A 14,300-nucleotide genomic window follows, 5' to 3' on the forward strand; every position below is an offset into this window, starting at 1 on the left:
TCAGTCCGTCCAGGGGAGGCGAATGGTGGCAGCCGCAGTCGCGGCGATGCCTTCCTCACGGCCGGTGAAGCCGAGACGTTCGCTGGTGGTCGCCTTCACCGCGACGCGTGACAGTGCCACGCCGGAGATCTCGCTGATCTTCTCGCGCATCGCATCGCGTAGCGGGCCAATCTTGGGCCGCTCGCAGATCAGCGTCACTTCGAGATTGGCAATACGGCCGCCACGAGCAGTGACGCGATCGACGGCGTATTTAAGAAACTTGTCGGAGGCTGCACCCTTCCATTTGTCATCACTCGGCGGGAAGTGCGAACCGATATCGCCATCGGCCAGCGCACCGAGGATCGCATCGACCAGCGCATGCAGGCCGACGTCGCCATCCGAGTGAGCAAGGAAGCCGCGCGTATGCGGCACGCGGACGCCGCAGATCATCAGATGATCGCCGTCGCCGAAGGCGTGCACGTCATAGCCCGTGCCCATGCGGATATCGCCGAGCGAGGCTGCGAGGCGCGCTTCTTCGCGAATGAAATCTTCGGGAGTCGTGAGCTTCATATTTGCAAGATCGCCTTCAAAGGTTGCCACGGTCAATCCCGCCCATTCGGCGAGCGCGGCATCATCGGTGAAATCATCACGGCCTTCCTTTACAGCACGACGATGCGCTTCAAGGATGACATCGAAACGAAATGCCTGTGGCGTCTGCGCGCTGCGTAAGCGTGCACGGTCCGGCGTGGCTTCCACGTGACCGGCCTCGTTGACCTGTTTGATCGTATCTGTGACAGCGACGCCCGGCACGGCAGCGCCGGTAATCTGCGCCGCGGCAATCGCGCGCTCGATCAAGGCAGGGGTCACGAACGGGCGGGCTGCATCGTGAATCAGCACGATATCCGGCGCGTGATCGGCCAGCGCCTCAAGCCCGGCATGCACCGACGCTTGACGCGTCGCTCCGCCATTGGCCGGAGCATGATACCGCAGGTCACTCACCGCTTCGTTGAAGACAGCGATGTCGTCGGGGTTTGTGATCGGTTGGACCGCAAAGACCTGGGGATGGTTGCAGAATGGCTCCATAGCGCGCGAAATAACGCTGCGGCCTCCGATCATGCGATATTGCTTCGGTCCACCGGCTCCGGCGCGGAGGCCGCGGCCGGCGGCAACGATAATGGCGACTGTCTTCAAACCGGCAGGATTAGGTGATTTTGTCATCAGGGTCAGGTGATTAAGGGGTAAGCGGTGATCGCACAGCCCTTAGCACGGCCGCGGGCAAAAACAGTATGATTACATTCTCGTGGCTGCATAAGAGTGCATTGCTGCACTGCACTTGCAAAATGAGCGCATCTGTCTAATGTGTAGGCATGAAGGTTGACTGCACAACAAATGTGCGCATTATGCGCCCTATGCCCGCAATGCGGCGGACGAGACAACGACGAGCAGGTCTGTGACCACCCCGGACTCAGTATACAGCAAGCCGTTACAAATCGGTGGCATCGAGATCGCCAACCGGGTCGTTCTGGCGCCGATGTCGGGCATCACCGATGCGCCGTTTCGCAGGCTGACCGCCGAACTCGGGGCAGGCCTCGTCGTGTCAGAAATGACCGCCAGCGACGATCTCGTCAATGGCCGTCCCATGTCGGTATTGCGCTGCGAAGCGACCGGGATTGGCCCGCATGTGGTCCAGCTGGCCGGCTGTGAGACCCACTGGATGGCCGAGGGGGCCCGTGTGGCCGAAGCCGCGGGCGCCGACATCATCGATATCAATATGGGCTGCCCGGCACGGCATGTGACCGGTGGCCAGTCGGGCTCAGCGCTGATGCGCGACCTCGATCATGCGCTGAAACTGATAGAAGCGACCATCGCTGCAGTGAAAGTGCCTGTGACCCTGAAGATGCGTCTCGGCTGGGACGATCGCACGCTGAATGCACCAGACCTCGCGAAGCGCGCGGAAGAGGCGGGTGTGCAGCTCATCACCGTGCACGGTCGCACCCGATGCCAGTTTTACAAGGGCGAAGCAGACTGGAGCGCCGTGCGACCGGTGAAGGACGCCGTCAGCATTCCCGTCATCGTCAATGGCGACATCACCTCCTACGACAAGGCTGTAAGCGCGCTTGAAATGTCTGGTGCCGATGCCGTCATGATGGGGAGGGGCGCGCAGGGCATGCCGTGGTTGCCCGGTCAGATCGGCCGCCGCCTCGAAACCGGCATCGCGGAAGCCGTGCCGTCGCTGCAGCAGCAGCTCAAATATATCTGCGCGCTCTATGACGACGTGGTCAGTCACTACGGACTGCGCATCGGCCTGCGCCACGCACGCAAACATCTCGGCTGGGCGCTCGATGCGGCCGCGGCGACGAGCTGCGCACCGGCTGAGACCCTGAAGACCTGGCGACAGAAGATCCTCACATCCGAAGATCCCTCCGGTGTGCAGCGATCTCTGAATGACGCTTTTGACGATTTCGCATGGAGTGCTGCCGCATGAACGCCGCAGAGCACCGTCGCCCTGTCCCGACCGACAGTGAGGCCATTCTCAACGCGCTACCTAATCCGGTGATCCTGATCGCGCCCGACGGCAAGATTGTCGACGCCAATATGGCCGCAGAATCCTTCTTCGAGATTTCCGCGCAGTTCCTGCGCCGGCAGTCGCTGAAGGAACTGGTGCCGTTTGGCAGTCCGCTGCTGGCACTGATCGACCAGGTTCGCGCCGCCGGCTCGCCGGTCAACGAATACAAGGTCGATCTGGGCACGCCGCGCATCGGCGGCGACCGTCAGGTCGATCTGCATGTTGCGCCACTCACCGAACGTCCGGGCCATATCGTGGTGATGCTGCAGGAGCGCACCATCGCCGACAAGATGGACCGCCAGCTCACCCACCGCAGCGCGGCTCGTTCGGTGATCGCGCTGGCTGCCATGCTGGCGCATGAAATCAAGAATCCGCTGTCGGGCATTCGCGGCGCGGCACAGTTGTTGGAGCAGTCGGCATCATCGGAAGATCGCATGCTGACGCGGCTGATCATGGACGAGGCCGACCGTATCGTGACGCTGGTCGACCGCATGGAAGTGTTTGGCGACGATCGTCCGGTGGCACGCGGCCCGGTCAACATTCACTCCGTCCTTGATCACGTGAAGCGCCTCGCGCAGTCCGGATTCGCCCGCAATATCCGCTTCATCGAGGATTACGACCCGTCGCTGCCGCCGGTGCTCGCCAATCAGGACCAGCTCATTCAGGTGTTCCTGAACCTAGTGAAGAATGCCGCCGAGGCCATCGTCGACCTCGGCTCCGATGGCGAGATCCAGCTCACCACCGCGTTCCGGCCCGGCGTGCGGCTGTCGGTGCCGGGCAAGAAATCGCGCGTCTCGCTGCCGCTGGAGTTCTGCGTCAAGGACAACGGCCCCGGCGTTCCCGAAGATCTTCTGCCCAACCTGTTTGATCCCTTCGTCACCACCAAGCCGACCGGAAGCGGCCTGGGTCTTGCATTGGTGGCAAAGATTGTCGGCGATCACGGCGGGATCATCGAATGTGAATCTCAGCCACGAAAGACGACGTTTCGCGTGCTGTTGCCGATGTTCAACCCCGCCAAGAAATTGGACGACAAGACCCTTGATCCGAGCAGCGACGATGCCCCCGCGGCACCGACGCACACCTCACAGACGTAAGACGAGGACTAACGATGGCTGCAGGTAGCATTCTGGTCGCGGACGATGATACGGCGATCCGCACCGTCCTCAATCAGGCGCTGTCGCGCGCCGGATATGAGGTTCGCCTGACCGGAAACGCAGCCACGTTGTGGCGCTGGGTCAGTCAGGGCGAGGGCGACCTTGTGATCACCGACGTGGTGATGCCCGACGAGAACGCCTTCGATCTGCTGCCGCGTATCAAGAAGATGCGCCCCAATCTGCCGGTTATCGTGATGAGCGCGCAGAACACCTTCATGACCGCGATCCGCGCGTCGGAACGCGGCGCGTATGAGTATCTGCCGAAGCCGTTCGATCTGAAGGAATTGATCGCGATCGTCGGCCGCGCTTTGGCGGAGCCAAAGGAGCGTGTCGCAAGCCACGCCGATGACGGCGAGTTTGACTCGATCCCGCTCGTCGGCCGTTCGCCGGCGATGCAGGAAATCTACCGCGTCCTCGCCCGCCTGATGCAGACCGATCTGACGGTGATGATCTCCGGCGAGTCCGGCACCGGCAAGGAATTGGTGGCCCGCGCGCTGCACGACTACGGCAAGCGCCGCAATGGCCCGTTCGTTGCGGTCAACATGGCGGCGATCCCGCGCGACCTCATTGAGTCCGAATTGTTCGGCCACGAGCGCGGCGCGTTCACCGGCGCCAATGCCCGCGCCACCGGCCGCTTCGAGCAGGCTGAAGGCGGCACACTGTTCCTGGACGAAATCGGCGATATGCCGATGGAAGCCCAGACCCGTTTGCTGCGCGTGTTGCAGCAGGGCGAATACACGACGGTTGGCGGCCGCACGCCGATCAAGACCGACGTGCGTATCGTCGCCGCCTCCAACAAGGATCTGCGCATCCTGATCCAGCAGGGTCTGTTCCGTGAGGATCTGTTCTTCCGCCTCAACGTCGTGCCACTGCGCCTGCCGCCGCTGCGCGAGCGCATCGAGGATTTGCCCGATCTGATCCGCCACTTCTTTGCGCTGGCCGAGAAGGACGGCCTGCCGCCGAAGAAACTCGACGCCTTGGCGCTCGAGCGCATGAAGCAGCATCGCTGGCCGGGCAACGTTCGCGAACTGGAAAACCTCGCGCGCCGTCTGGCAGCCCTCTATCCGCAGGACGTCATTACCGGCTCGGTGATCGACGGTGAACTGGCGCCGCCCGCTGTGGCCTCGGGTGGTAGTGCACCGACCGGCGTGGATAATCTCGGCGGGGCCGTCGAGGTCTATCTGTCCTCGCACTTCTCCGGCTTCCCGAACGGCGTGCCGCCTCCGGGTCTCTATCACCGCATTCTGCGCGAGATCGAGGTACCGCTGCTGACCGCGGCACTGGCCGCGACCCGGGGCAACCAGATCCGCGCTGCGGATCTGCTCGGCCTCAACCGCAACACCCTGCGGAAGAAGATTCGCGATCTCGACATTCAGGTCTATCGAACTGGCGGCTGATCTCGGTAGTGAGATTGAGCAATTCCAGGGTTTGAGATGCAAAAACAAACGAAAACGCAGGGTATGCGTTTTCGTTGGCTAGTCTGCGCCGTGGATTTGTCGTAATTGGGCAACATTGTTGTATGATTGCATCAGTGCGGTCCGGACTGTCCCCGGCAGCCGCACGGCGTCCACGCTCACCACATTGTCGGAATGACCAGCGCAGACACGTCGGCTACAGCCTATGAACCGTCGATGGCGGAGCCGCGCAGGTGGACCCTGCGGCGGCTGTTCGTGCCGTTGGCTGTCGGCCTGGCACTCCTGTCGTCATGCCTGACCTTCCTCGTCCTGAACGGCCTCACGCCAATCGCGCCGACCCATCAGGTCGTCGTTACCTTCCTACTGATCAATGCCGCCAGCGTCTTCCTGCTGGTCCTGATCATCGCGCGGGAGATCTGGAAGGTTGTCCAGGCGCGTCGCAGGGGCAGGGCGGCGGCCCGGCTGCATGTCCAGATCGTCAGCCTGTTCTCGGTGATCGCCGTGCTGCCGGCGGTGCTCGTCTCGATCGTCGCCAATGTGACCCTCGACCGCGGCCTCGACCGGCTGTTTTCCGGCCCAACCAAGGCGGTGATCAACAATTCGCTCGTGATTGCCAGCGCCTATCTGCACGAGCATGGCCAATTGATTGGCGGCGATATTCTCGGCATGGCCGACGATCTCGCGCGCATCCAGCCGCTTTTCTACCAGGACCGCGGTACGTTCCGTTCGTTGATGCTGGCAAATGCAACCGCGCGCAATCTGCCGGGCGCCATGTTGATCGACAAGGATCGCAACGTCATCGAACCCGACCAGCCCGGCGTCAAACAGGAATTCTCGCCGCCGCCGGCAGACTTCCTCGTCAATGTCAGTGCGTCCGAACCGGCCATTGCTGTGATCCCCGAGGGAAATTACGTCGCCGCCGTGATCCGGTTGCGAGCGTTCGACAACATGTTCCTCTATGTCGCCCGCAAGCTCGATCCGCGCGTGGTCGCGCAGATGAACCAGAGCCAGGCCGGCGCGGCCGAATATGCCGAACTGGAATCGCGCAGGCTCGGCATTCAGGTCGCCTTCGCGCTGATGTTCACCGTGATCGCGCTGACGGTGCTGATGTCGGCCGTGCTGATCGGCCTGAATTTCGCCAACTGGCTGGTGGCGCCGATCCGCCGCCTGATGGGCGCTGCGAACATGGTCTCAACCGGCGATCTACATGTTCAGGTGCCGGTGATCCAGTCAGAGGGTGATCTCGCCCATCTCGGCGAGACTTTCAACAAGATGACGCAGGAGCTGCGCACCCAGCGTGACGAACTGGTCAGCGCCAGCGACGTCATCGACAGCCGCCGCCGTTTCATCGAGGCGGTGTTATCATCGGCCAGCGCCGGCATCATCGGCGTCGACGGCTCGAACATGATCGGCATTCTCAACCGCTCGGCTGAGAAGCTGGTCGGACATTCGGAGACCGAGACGCTGGGCCACCCGCTGCACGAGATCATTCCCGAGCTCGACGAATTGATGCAGACCGCACGCGAGGGATCGCAGCGGTTGGTACAGGGGCAGGTGACGATCACCCGCGACGGGCAGGAGCGCAATCTGTCGGTACGCGTCAGCGCCGAACAGACCAGCCAGTCGCGCGACAGCTACATCATCACCCTCGACGACATCACCGAACTCGTCTCGGCACAGCGTACCTCGGCCTGGGCTGACGTGGCGCGCCGCATCGCGCATGAGATCAAAAATCCGCTGACGCCGATCCAGCTCTCCGCCGAACGCATCAAGCGCAAGTTCGGCAAGGTGATCGTCGACGACAAGGCGATCTTCGAACAATGCACCGACACCATCGTCCGGCAGGTCGATGACATCAGGCGCATGGTCGATGAATTCTCGCGCTTTGCGCGCATGCCCAAGCCTGTGATCGAGGGCGAGGATGTCGCCGACACCGTGCGTCAGGCCGTATTCCTGATGCGGGTCGGTCACCCCGACCTCGACATCTCCGCCGAGATCAAGGAAGAGCCGATGCGCGCGCGGTTCGACCGCCGGCTGATCTCGCAGGCGCTCACCAATATTATCAAGAATGCGACAGAGGCGATCGAGGCCGTGCCGCCAGAAGAACTCGGCAAAGGTCGTATTGATGTCACAGCGTCGCGCGAGAACGACATGATCTTGATCGACGTGATCGACAACGGCATAGGTCTGCCGACTGTCAACAGGTCGCGTTTGCTCGAACCCTATGTAACGACTCGCGAGAAGGGCACTGGCCTAGGCCTCGCGATCGTCGGCAAGGTGCTCGAGGATCATGGTGGAGGCATCGAACTCGGCGACGCTTCGAGCGTTCGCCCAGGCCAGCGTGGCGCCTGGATGCGGTTGCGGTTCGCGGTGTCCGGTCAGAAGCCTGACGCGGACAAGAGCGAACCGGACGCCGCGCCTGATGACGAACCGAAGATCAAAACTGCTACCGGCAACTGACAAGAATAAACGTGACCAGGATATTTTGACCCATGGCAAATGACATTCTGATCGTCGACGACGAAGCCGATATTCGCGATCTTGTTGCGGGCATTCTGGACGATGAGGGCTTCACCACCCGCACCGCACGAGACAGCGATTCCGCGCTCGCGGAAATCGCCAATCGCCGCCCCAGCATGGTGTTTCTCGACATCTGGCTGCAGGGCAGCAAGCTCGACGGCCTGCAACTGCTCGAGCAGGTCAAGCGCGACAATCCCGAATTGCCTGTGGTGATGATCTCAGGCCACGGCAATATCGAAACCGCGGTCGCGGCGATCAAGCGTGGCGCCTACGACTTCATCGAAAAACCGTTCAAGGCTGACCGGCTGATCCTTGTCGCGACGCGCGCGCTGGAAACCTCGCGGCTGAAACGCGAAGTCAAGGAACTGAAGCAACTCGCGCCGGTCGCCAATTCGCTGACCGGGCGCTCGGCCGCCATGAACCAGCTGCGCCAGACCATCGATCGCGCCGCCAAGGCCAATAGCCGCATTCTGATCGTCGGCCCGTCGGGCGCCGGCAAGGAGCTCGCCGCACGCACGCTGCACACGGCCTCTGCTCGCTCCACGGGGCCGTTCGTCGTCATCAACGCTGCAGCGATTACGCCGGAGCGGATGGAAGTCGAACTGTTCGGCGTCGAACAGTCCAATGGCGAACAGGCGCGCAAGGCTGGCGCTCTGGAAGAAGCCCACGGTGGCACGCTGTTCATCGACGAGATCGGCGACCTGCCCCGCGAGACCCAAAACAAAATCCTGCGCGTACTGGTCGATCAGACTTTCATGCGGGCAGGAGGCACCACCAAGGTCAATGTCGACGTCCGCATCGTCTCCTCGACCGCGCGCAATCTCGAGGAGGAAATCGCCGAGGGGCGCTTCCGTGAAGATCTTTATCACCGTCTCTCGGTGGTGCCGATCCGCGTTCCGCCGCTGTCCGAGCACCGCGAGGATATCCCGGAGCTCATCGAATACTTCATGGAGCAGATCTCCATTGCGACCGGTCTGCCGAAGCGGCAGATCGGCGAGGACGCCATGGCCGTCCTGCAATCCCATGTCTGGCCGGGCAATATTCGCCAGCTTCGCAACAACGTCGAACGCGTCATGATCCTGGCGGGCGGCGGGCCGGAGATCATCATCACCGCCGACATGCTGCCGCAGGATGTCGGCTCGATGGTGCCGTCGATGCCAACCAGCAACAATGGCGAGCACATCATGGGCCTGCCGTTGCGCGAAGCCCGCGAAGTGTTCGAACGCGATTATCTGATTGCGCAGATCAGCCGCTTTTCGGGTAATATCTCGCGCACCGCTGAATTCGTCGGCATGGAGCGCTCCGCCTTGCACCGCAAACTCAAGGCGCTCGGCGTCGGCTAAATCACTCACCTCAAGCTTCAACTCAAGCCTCGGAACGAACATGTCGCGCATCGCCTATGTGAACGGTCAGTATGTCAACCTGCGCGATGCCGCCGTGAACGTCGAGGACCGCGGCTATCAGTTCGCCGATGGCATTTACGAGGTCTGCGAGATCATCGGCGGCAAGATGGTCGACTTTCCCCGCCATATCGCGCGCATGCAGCGCTCGTTGCGGGAATTGCGCATCGCCGAGGCCATGCCGCTGACATCGCTCAAGGTGGTGATGCAGGAAGTGATCCGCCGCAACCGCATCAATTACGGCATCGTCTATCTGCAGATCAGCCGCGGTGTCGCTCATCGCGATCATGGCTTTCCGTCGCCGGACGTGAAACCCAGCGTGGTCGTGACGGCCAAATCGCTCAACTTCGCCAAGAATCAGGCGACCGCCGCCAAGGGCGTGAAGGTCATCACGACGGCTGAGAACCGTTGGCCGCGCGTCGACATCAAGACCGTCGGTCTGCTGCCCAATGTGCTGGCGCGACAGGAAGCCCGCGACAAGGGCGCCTATGAGGCCTGGTATGTCGACGCTGACGGTTTTGTCACCGAGGGCGCATCCTGCAACGCCTGGATCGTGACCAAAGATGGCAAGGTCGTTACGCGCACGGCTGAGCGCGGCATTCTCGCAGGCATCACCCGTGCCGTACTGATCGAGGTTCTGGCTTCGATGCAGCTCAAGCTTGAAGAGCGGAACTTCACACCCGCCGAGGCCTATGACGCCGCGGAAGCCTTCGTCTCCTCGGCGAGTCAGATCGTGATGCCGGTCATCAATATCGATGGCAAACTGATCGGTGACGGCAAGCCCGGTGGTATCGCGACGCGCCTGAGGCAGGAATTCCATAAATTCGCAGCGATTTCATAAAATTTGCCGCGCTTTTAGGCACCAATTCGGCGTTCCGGCTTGCCTAAAAAGCGCGCCTGCCGTCTAATCACATCGTCGCGCTCCCGGAGGGGGATCTCAGGGGAAAGTGCGGCAGCTTGGTAAGGCCCCGGAGAGGGCTGCGCCGAGTTCAAAAAAAGCAACAAAACAGACTGCGGGATTAAAAAAAATGGCGGCAGACCGCGCACAGAATCTACAGGACACCTTCCTCAACCACGTACGCAAGACCAAGACTCCGCTCACGATCTTTCTGGTGAACGGCGTCAAATTGCAGGGCATTGTCACCTGGTTCGACAATTTCTGTCTTCTGCTCCGGCGCGACGGACACTCGCAGCTGGTGTATAAGCATGCGATCTCGACCATCATGCCGGGCGCACCGATTCAGCTTTTTGAGGGTGGCGAGGATCCGGCTTGAGCGAACTCCTGAGAGACGCTTGATTGGAATTTCGTAGCTTCGAAGGCAATGCTGCCGACCGACCCTCGGCCAGCAGCGAATCGACCGGCCGCGTTCTCGTGGTCGGTCCTTACTTGCGCGAACGGCGGGGCGACGCCGACGCGCAAGCCTATTCTCATGTCCGCGATACGGAAGCCCGGCTCGAAGAGGCGGTTGGTCTCGCACGCGCCATCGACCTCACCGTGGTCGAGGCCGTCGCCGCGCCGCTGAGCCAGATCCGCCCGGCCACCTTTCTCGGCAAGGGCAAGGTCGAGGAGATCGCCGGCCTGATCGCAGCGAACGAGATCGGCATCGTGGTGATGGACTGCGCGCTGTCGCCAATCCAGCAGCGTAATCTCGAAAAGGAACTGAAGGCCAAGGTGCTCGACCGCACCGGCCTCATCCTCGAAATCTTCGGCCGCCGCGCCAAGACCAAGGAAGGCACGCTGCAGGTCGAGCTTGCACATCTCAATTATCAACGCAGCCGTCTGGTCCGTTCATGGACCCATCTCGAGCGCCAGCGCGGCGGCTTCGGCTTCATGGGCGGTCCCGGCGAAACCCAGATCGAGGCCGATCGCCGCATGATCGGCGACCGCATCGCGCGGTTAGAGGCCGATCTCAGGAAAGTGCAGGCGACGCGCCGGCTCCACCGCGCCGGCCGCCAGCGCGTGCCGTATCGCGTCGTCGCGCTGGTCGGTTACACCAATGCCGGCAAGTCGACGCTGTTCAACCGCCTGACCCGCGCCGATGTGCAGGCCGAGGACATGTTGTTCGCGACCCTCGATCCGACGCTGCGTGCACTGACGCTGCCGCATGGCGGCAAGGCGATGCTGTCGGACACGGTGGGCTTTATCTCCAACCTGCCAACCCAGCTCGTCGCGGCCTTCCGCGCCACGTTGGAAGAGGTGCTGGAGGCCGACATCATCCTGCATGTCCGCGACATCTCGCACGAAGACGCGGACGCGCAGCAGAGCGACGTCGACAAGGTTTTGCGCCAGCTCGGCATCGACACCGATGCATCGGCGCGCATCCTCGAAGTCTGGAACAAGATCGATCGTTTCTCGCCGGACGAGCGCGAGAACCTTGCCAATATCGCTGCCCGCCGTCCGCCCGAGAAGCCCTGCTTCATGGTCTCGGCGGAAACCGGCGAGGGCATCGATGCGCTGCTCAACGCCATCGAGGAGCGGCTTGCCGCTGCGCGCGTGACGCTGGATTTACAGATCGATGCCGCCGACGGTGCCGGCGTGAGCTGGCTGCACCGCAATGCCGAGATTCTCGTGAAGGAACTGCACGACGGACATTTCGACATGGTGGTCCGCGTCGATGAGACGAAGCGCGATGTGGTGATCAGCAAATACGGCGCGGTGCTGCATCCCGTGGAGTACTGACGGCTACTCCGCGTCCTTCGCCTCGTTCCACAGTGCATCCATCTGTTCGAGCGACGCCAACTGCAGCGAGCTTCCCTTCGCAGCCAGAGCCCGCTCGATATAGCCGAAGCGCCGCTCGAACTTCGCATTGGTCCCGCGCAGCGCCAGTTCCGGATCAGCCTTCACATGCCGCGCGAGATTGACCAGTGCGAACATCAGATCGCCGGTCTCGGCAGCCACTTCGCTCTGATCACCGCGATCGAGCGCCGCCTCGATCTCGTCGGCTTCCTCGCGGATTTTCGCCAGCACCGCGCGCGGATCATTCCAGTCGAAGCCGACACTGGAGGCTTTTGTCTGCAGCTCCATGGCCTGGCTCAACGCAGGTTGCCCGGCCTTGACGCTGGCGAGGAACGAGGAGGGTGGTGCGACCTCCACGCCGCGGCGTTCAGCCCGCTCGGCCTTTTCTTCGGCCTTGATGCGGCCCCACGTGCCCTTCACGTCGGTCGCTGCGATCTTGCCGTCCTTGCCGGGAAACACATGCGGATGCCGGCGGATCATCTTGCGGGTGATCGCCTCCACCACATCACCGAAAGCGAAGGCGTTCTGTTCTTCAGCCATGCGCGCATGGAACACCACCTGCAGCAGGAGATCGCCGAGTTCGTCGCAGAGATCGCCGAGATCATGCCTGATAATGGCGTCGGCGACCTCATAGGCTTCCTCGATCGTATAGGGCGCGATCGACGCGAAGTCCTGTTCCAGATCCCACGGGCAGCCGGTCACGGGCGTGCGCAACTGGGCCATGATCTCGATCAGGCCGGCGATATCGCGGGAAGGGGTCATGAGGCACCAGATTCACAGCAGGGCGGATTCATAGCAGGAACCTCTGCTATGCCGCAGGATGGCGGCGTGGCCCAGCGGAAATGGCCGGTTTTGCTTGTCTTTCACACAGGGCTGCAGAGTGCTATCTGCAGCCCATGAGCGACACTTTTCCAGATCAAACCGCACTGGTGCTGTTCTCCGGCGGCCAGGATTCCGCGACCTGCCTGGCCTGGGCGCTGGCGCGCTTTAAGCGCGTCGAGATGCTCGGCTTCGCCTATGGCCAGCGCCACGCCATCGAGCTCGACAGCCGCGACAAGCTGCTGGCCGGCGTGACGACGCTCAATGCCGACTGGGCCGCCAAACTCGGCGACAGCCACACGCTGGATATCCCGACACTGTCGGATATCTCGGACACGGCACTCACGCGTGACGTCGCCATCGAGATGGGCGCCGACGGTCTGCCCAACACCTTCGTGCCCGGCCGCAATCTGGTGTTCCTGACTTTTGCTGCGGCCTTGGCCTATCGGCGCGGCATCACCCACATCATCGGCGGCATGTGCGAGACCGACTATTCCGGCTATCCCGATTGTCGCGACGACACCATCAAGGCGCTGCAGCAGGCGCTCAATCTCGGCATGGCCAAGAACTTCACGCTGCACACGCCGCTGATGTGGCGCGACAAGGCGGCGACCTGGGCGCTGGCGCATGAGCTCGGCGGACAGGGCCTCGTCGACCTGATCCGCGAACATTCGCACACCTGCTATCTCGGTGAGCGCGGCGCGTTACACGACTGGGGCTATGGCTGCGGCAAGTGCCCAGCCTGCGAACTCCGCGCCAAAGGCTGGCGCGAGTTCGCAGCAACGGCTGTCTAGACGGACAGCGACTCGCGGACCTTGGCGGCGTCGCTCACGCTGAGGCCCGTCAGCGGCGGACGTACCCGCAGCCAGCCGTCATTGTTGTCACGCTTCGCCAGCAGCACCTTAAGCGAGGGAAGCTGTACATAGGTGGACACCGCATTGCGCGTTGCCACGATCCGCTCTTGCGCAGCGGCGACTTCAGTCTGTTTTGCTGGATCGTTGAAGCCGTTGAATACGGTCGCGAGTTCGCGGCTGACGAGGTTGGACGCCGCCGTGATGCAGCCCGCGCCGCCCAGCGGCAGCAGCTTCAGCATCAGGGGATCGGCGCCGACCAACACGGAGAAGCCTGGGAAGCGCTCGACGATGGCCTTCATGTTGGCAAATTCGCCGGCGGAATCCTTGATGCCGACCACGATCTCCGGGAAGCGCTTGCGCAACCGATCGATCACGTCGAGGGAGATCGGCACCGCCGACATCTGCGGGATGTGATACAGCACGACGCGCAGGCGCGGATCGTTGACGCGCTCGATCACCGCCGTATAGGCGTCGACGATGCCGTCATCGGACACGCCCTTGTAGTAGAACGGCGGCAGCATCACGACAGCGCCGACACCACTGGCGACGGCGTGCTTCGTGAGCTCGACGGTTTCCATGATCGACGCAACGCCGGTGCCCGGCAGCAGCTTCGACGGCGCGATCCCCGACTTCACCACGGCGTCCAGCAGCGCCATGCGCTCGCGGGACGACAGCGAGTTGGCTTCGCCCGTGGTGCCGAGCATGGCGATGCCGGTGCAGCCATTATCGAGCAGGCGCTGGCAGTGCGACATGAACAGGCCCTGATCGACCGTCAGGTCGGCGTTGAAGGGGGTGGTCGCCGCGCAGAATACGCCGGCCGGAAATGGTGCAGTCATGGTGAAGCCTCCCAGATTGG

At 62.5% G+C, this 14,300-nt stretch carries 12 protein-coding genes; 9 read left to right on the top strand and 3 right to left on the bottom strand.

The genetic code is table 11. From position 1 onward, the window contains the following. Nucleotides 1-1,197 (bottom strand): bifunctional 2-C-methyl-D-erythritol 4-phosphate cytidylyltransferase/2-C-methyl-D-erythritol 2,4-cyclodiphosphate synthase, encoded by a 1,197-nt coding sequence (locus AB8A33_RS12920; RefSeq protein WP_439093145.1) that lies wholly within the window; start codon nucleotides 1,195-1,197, stop codon nucleotides 1-3. A 313-nt stretch (nucleotides 1,198-1,510) separates the two neighbouring features. Here AB8A33_RS12920 and dusB point away from each other — a divergent pair, with 313 nt between their 5' ends. The 8 genes from dusB (at nucleotide 1,511) to hflX (ending at nucleotide 11,714) form a co-directional block, all read left to right on the top strand. Next, nucleotides 1,511-2,464, top strand: coding sequence for a tRNA dihydrouridine synthase DusB (gene dusB, locus AB8A33_RS12925; RefSeq protein ID WP_439095928.1), 954 nt, complete (start codon nucleotides 1,511-1,513; stop codon nucleotides 2,462-2,464). Continuing rightward, nucleotides 2,461-3,639: a two-component system sensor histidine kinase NtrB gene (locus tag AB8A33_RS12930; protein ID WP_439093146.1), complete on the top strand. Its 1,179-nt coding sequence runs from the start codon at nucleotides 2,461-2,463 to the stop codon at nucleotides 3,637-3,639. Before dusB ends, AB8A33_RS12930 begins: the two co-directional genes overlap by 4 nt. A gap of 14 nt (nucleotides 3,640-3,653) precedes the next feature. After that, on the top strand, nucleotides 3,654-5,096 hold the full coding sequence (gene ntrC, locus AB8A33_RS12935) for a nitrogen regulation protein NR(I) (RefSeq protein WP_315842053.1): 1,443 nt from the start codon (nucleotides 3,654-3,656) through the stop codon (nucleotides 5,094-5,096). A gap of 192 nt (nucleotides 5,097-5,288) precedes the next feature. Further along, nucleotides 5,289-7,574: an ATP-binding protein gene (locus tag AB8A33_RS12940; RefSeq protein WP_439093147.1), complete on the top strand. Its 2,286-nt coding sequence runs from the start codon at nucleotides 5,289-5,291 to the stop codon at nucleotides 7,572-7,574. 32 nt (nucleotides 7,575-7,606) lie between these two features. Further along, nucleotides 7,607-8,977 carry a nitrogen assimilation response regulator NtrX gene (ntrX, locus tag AB8A33_RS12945; RefSeq protein WP_439093148.1) on the top strand — a complete coding sequence of 457 codons (1,371 nt, stop codon included), beginning with the start codon at nucleotides 7,607-7,609 and terminating at the stop codon, nucleotides 8,975-8,977. A gap of 40 nt (nucleotides 8,978-9,017) precedes the next feature. Continuing rightward, entirely contained in the window at nucleotides 9,018-9,875 is an 858-nt protein-coding gene (locus AB8A33_RS12950) for a D-amino-acid transaminase (protein WP_439093149.1), read from the top strand. Between the two features lie 187 nt (nucleotides 9,876-10,062). Further along, entirely contained in the window at nucleotides 10,063-10,308 is a 246-nt protein-coding gene (gene hfq / locus AB8A33_RS12955; RefSeq protein ID WP_068731834.1) for an RNA chaperone Hfq, read from the top strand. Nucleotides 10,309-10,331: 23 nt separating this feature from the next. Further along, nucleotides 10,332-11,714 (top strand): GTPase HflX, encoded by a 1,383-nt coding sequence (gene hflX, locus AB8A33_RS12960; RefSeq protein WP_439093150.1) that lies wholly within the window; start codon nucleotides 10,332-10,334, stop codon nucleotides 11,712-11,714. 3 nt (nucleotides 11,715-11,717) lie between these two features. Here the strand turns inward: hflX and mazG are convergent, their stop codons facing one another. After that, nucleotides 11,718-12,533: a nucleoside triphosphate pyrophosphohydrolase gene (gene mazG / locus AB8A33_RS12965; RefSeq protein ID WP_439093151.1), complete on the bottom strand. Its 816-nt coding sequence runs from the start codon at nucleotides 12,531-12,533 to the stop codon at nucleotides 11,718-11,720. 134 nt (nucleotides 12,534-12,667) lie between these two features. Between mazG and queC the strand changes: the two genes are divergently transcribed. Next, on the top strand, nucleotides 12,668-13,384 hold the full coding sequence (gene queC, locus AB8A33_RS12970; RefSeq protein WP_439093152.1) for a 7-cyano-7-deazaguanine synthase QueC: 717 nt from the start codon (nucleotides 12,668-12,670) through the stop codon (nucleotides 13,382-13,384). Here queC and AB8A33_RS12975 read toward each other — a convergent pair. Next, entirely contained in the window at nucleotides 13,381-14,280 is a 900-nt protein-coding gene (locus AB8A33_RS12975; protein WP_439093153.1) for a dihydrodipicolinate synthase family protein, read from the bottom strand. The genes queC and AB8A33_RS12975 overlap by 4 nt on opposite strands. Nucleotides 14,281-14,300 lie beyond the last annotated feature (20 nt).

The organism is Tardiphaga sp. 813_E8_N1_3 (genome assembly GCF_051811025.1).
In the GTDB taxonomy this organism is placed as follows: domain Bacteria; phylum Pseudomonadota; class Alphaproteobacteria; order Rhizobiales; family Xanthobacteraceae; genus Tardiphaga.

What these genes read in the sequence shown, in the direction of transcription:
- AB8A33_RS12920 (WP_439093145.1), bottom strand. Translation starts at nt 1,197, where the DNA reads ATGACAAAATCACCTAATCCTGCCGGTTTGAAGACAGTCGCCATTATC.
- dusB (WP_439095928.1), top strand. Translation starts at nt 1,511, where the DNA reads ATGTCGGGCATCACCGATGCGCCGTTTCGCAGGCTGACCGCCGAACTC.
- AB8A33_RS12930 (WP_439093146.1), top strand. Translation starts at nt 2,461, where the DNA reads ATGAACGCCGCAGAGCACCGTCGCCCTGTCCCGACCGACAGTGAGGCC.
- ntrC (WP_315842053.1), top strand. Translation starts at nt 3,654, where the DNA reads ATGGCTGCAGGTAGCATTCTGGTCGCGGACGATGATACGGCGATCCGC.
- AB8A33_RS12940 (WP_439093147.1), top strand. Translation starts at nt 5,289, where the DNA reads ATGACCAGCGCAGACACGTCGGCTACAGCCTATGAACCGTCGATGGCG.
- ntrX (WP_439093148.1), top strand. Translation starts at nt 7,607, where the DNA reads ATGGCAAATGACATTCTGATCGTCGACGACGAAGCCGATATTCGCGAT.
- AB8A33_RS12950 (WP_439093149.1), top strand. Translation starts at nt 9,018, where the DNA reads ATGTCGCGCATCGCCTATGTGAACGGTCAGTATGTCAACCTGCGCGAT.
- hfq (WP_068731834.1), top strand. Translation starts at nt 10,063, where the DNA reads ATGGCGGCAGACCGCGCACAGAATCTACAGGACACCTTCCTCAACCAC.
- mazG (WP_439093151.1), bottom strand. Translation starts at nt 12,533, where the DNA reads ATGACCCCTTCCCGCGATATCGCCGGCCTGATCGAGATCATGGCCCAG.
- queC (WP_439093152.1), top strand. Translation starts at nt 12,668, where the DNA reads ATGAGCGACACTTTTCCAGATCAAACCGCACTGGTGCTGTTCTCCGGC.
- AB8A33_RS12975 (WP_439093153.1), bottom strand. Translation starts at nt 14,280, where the DNA reads ATGACTGCACCATTTCCGGCCGGCGTATTCTGCGCGGCGACCACCCCC.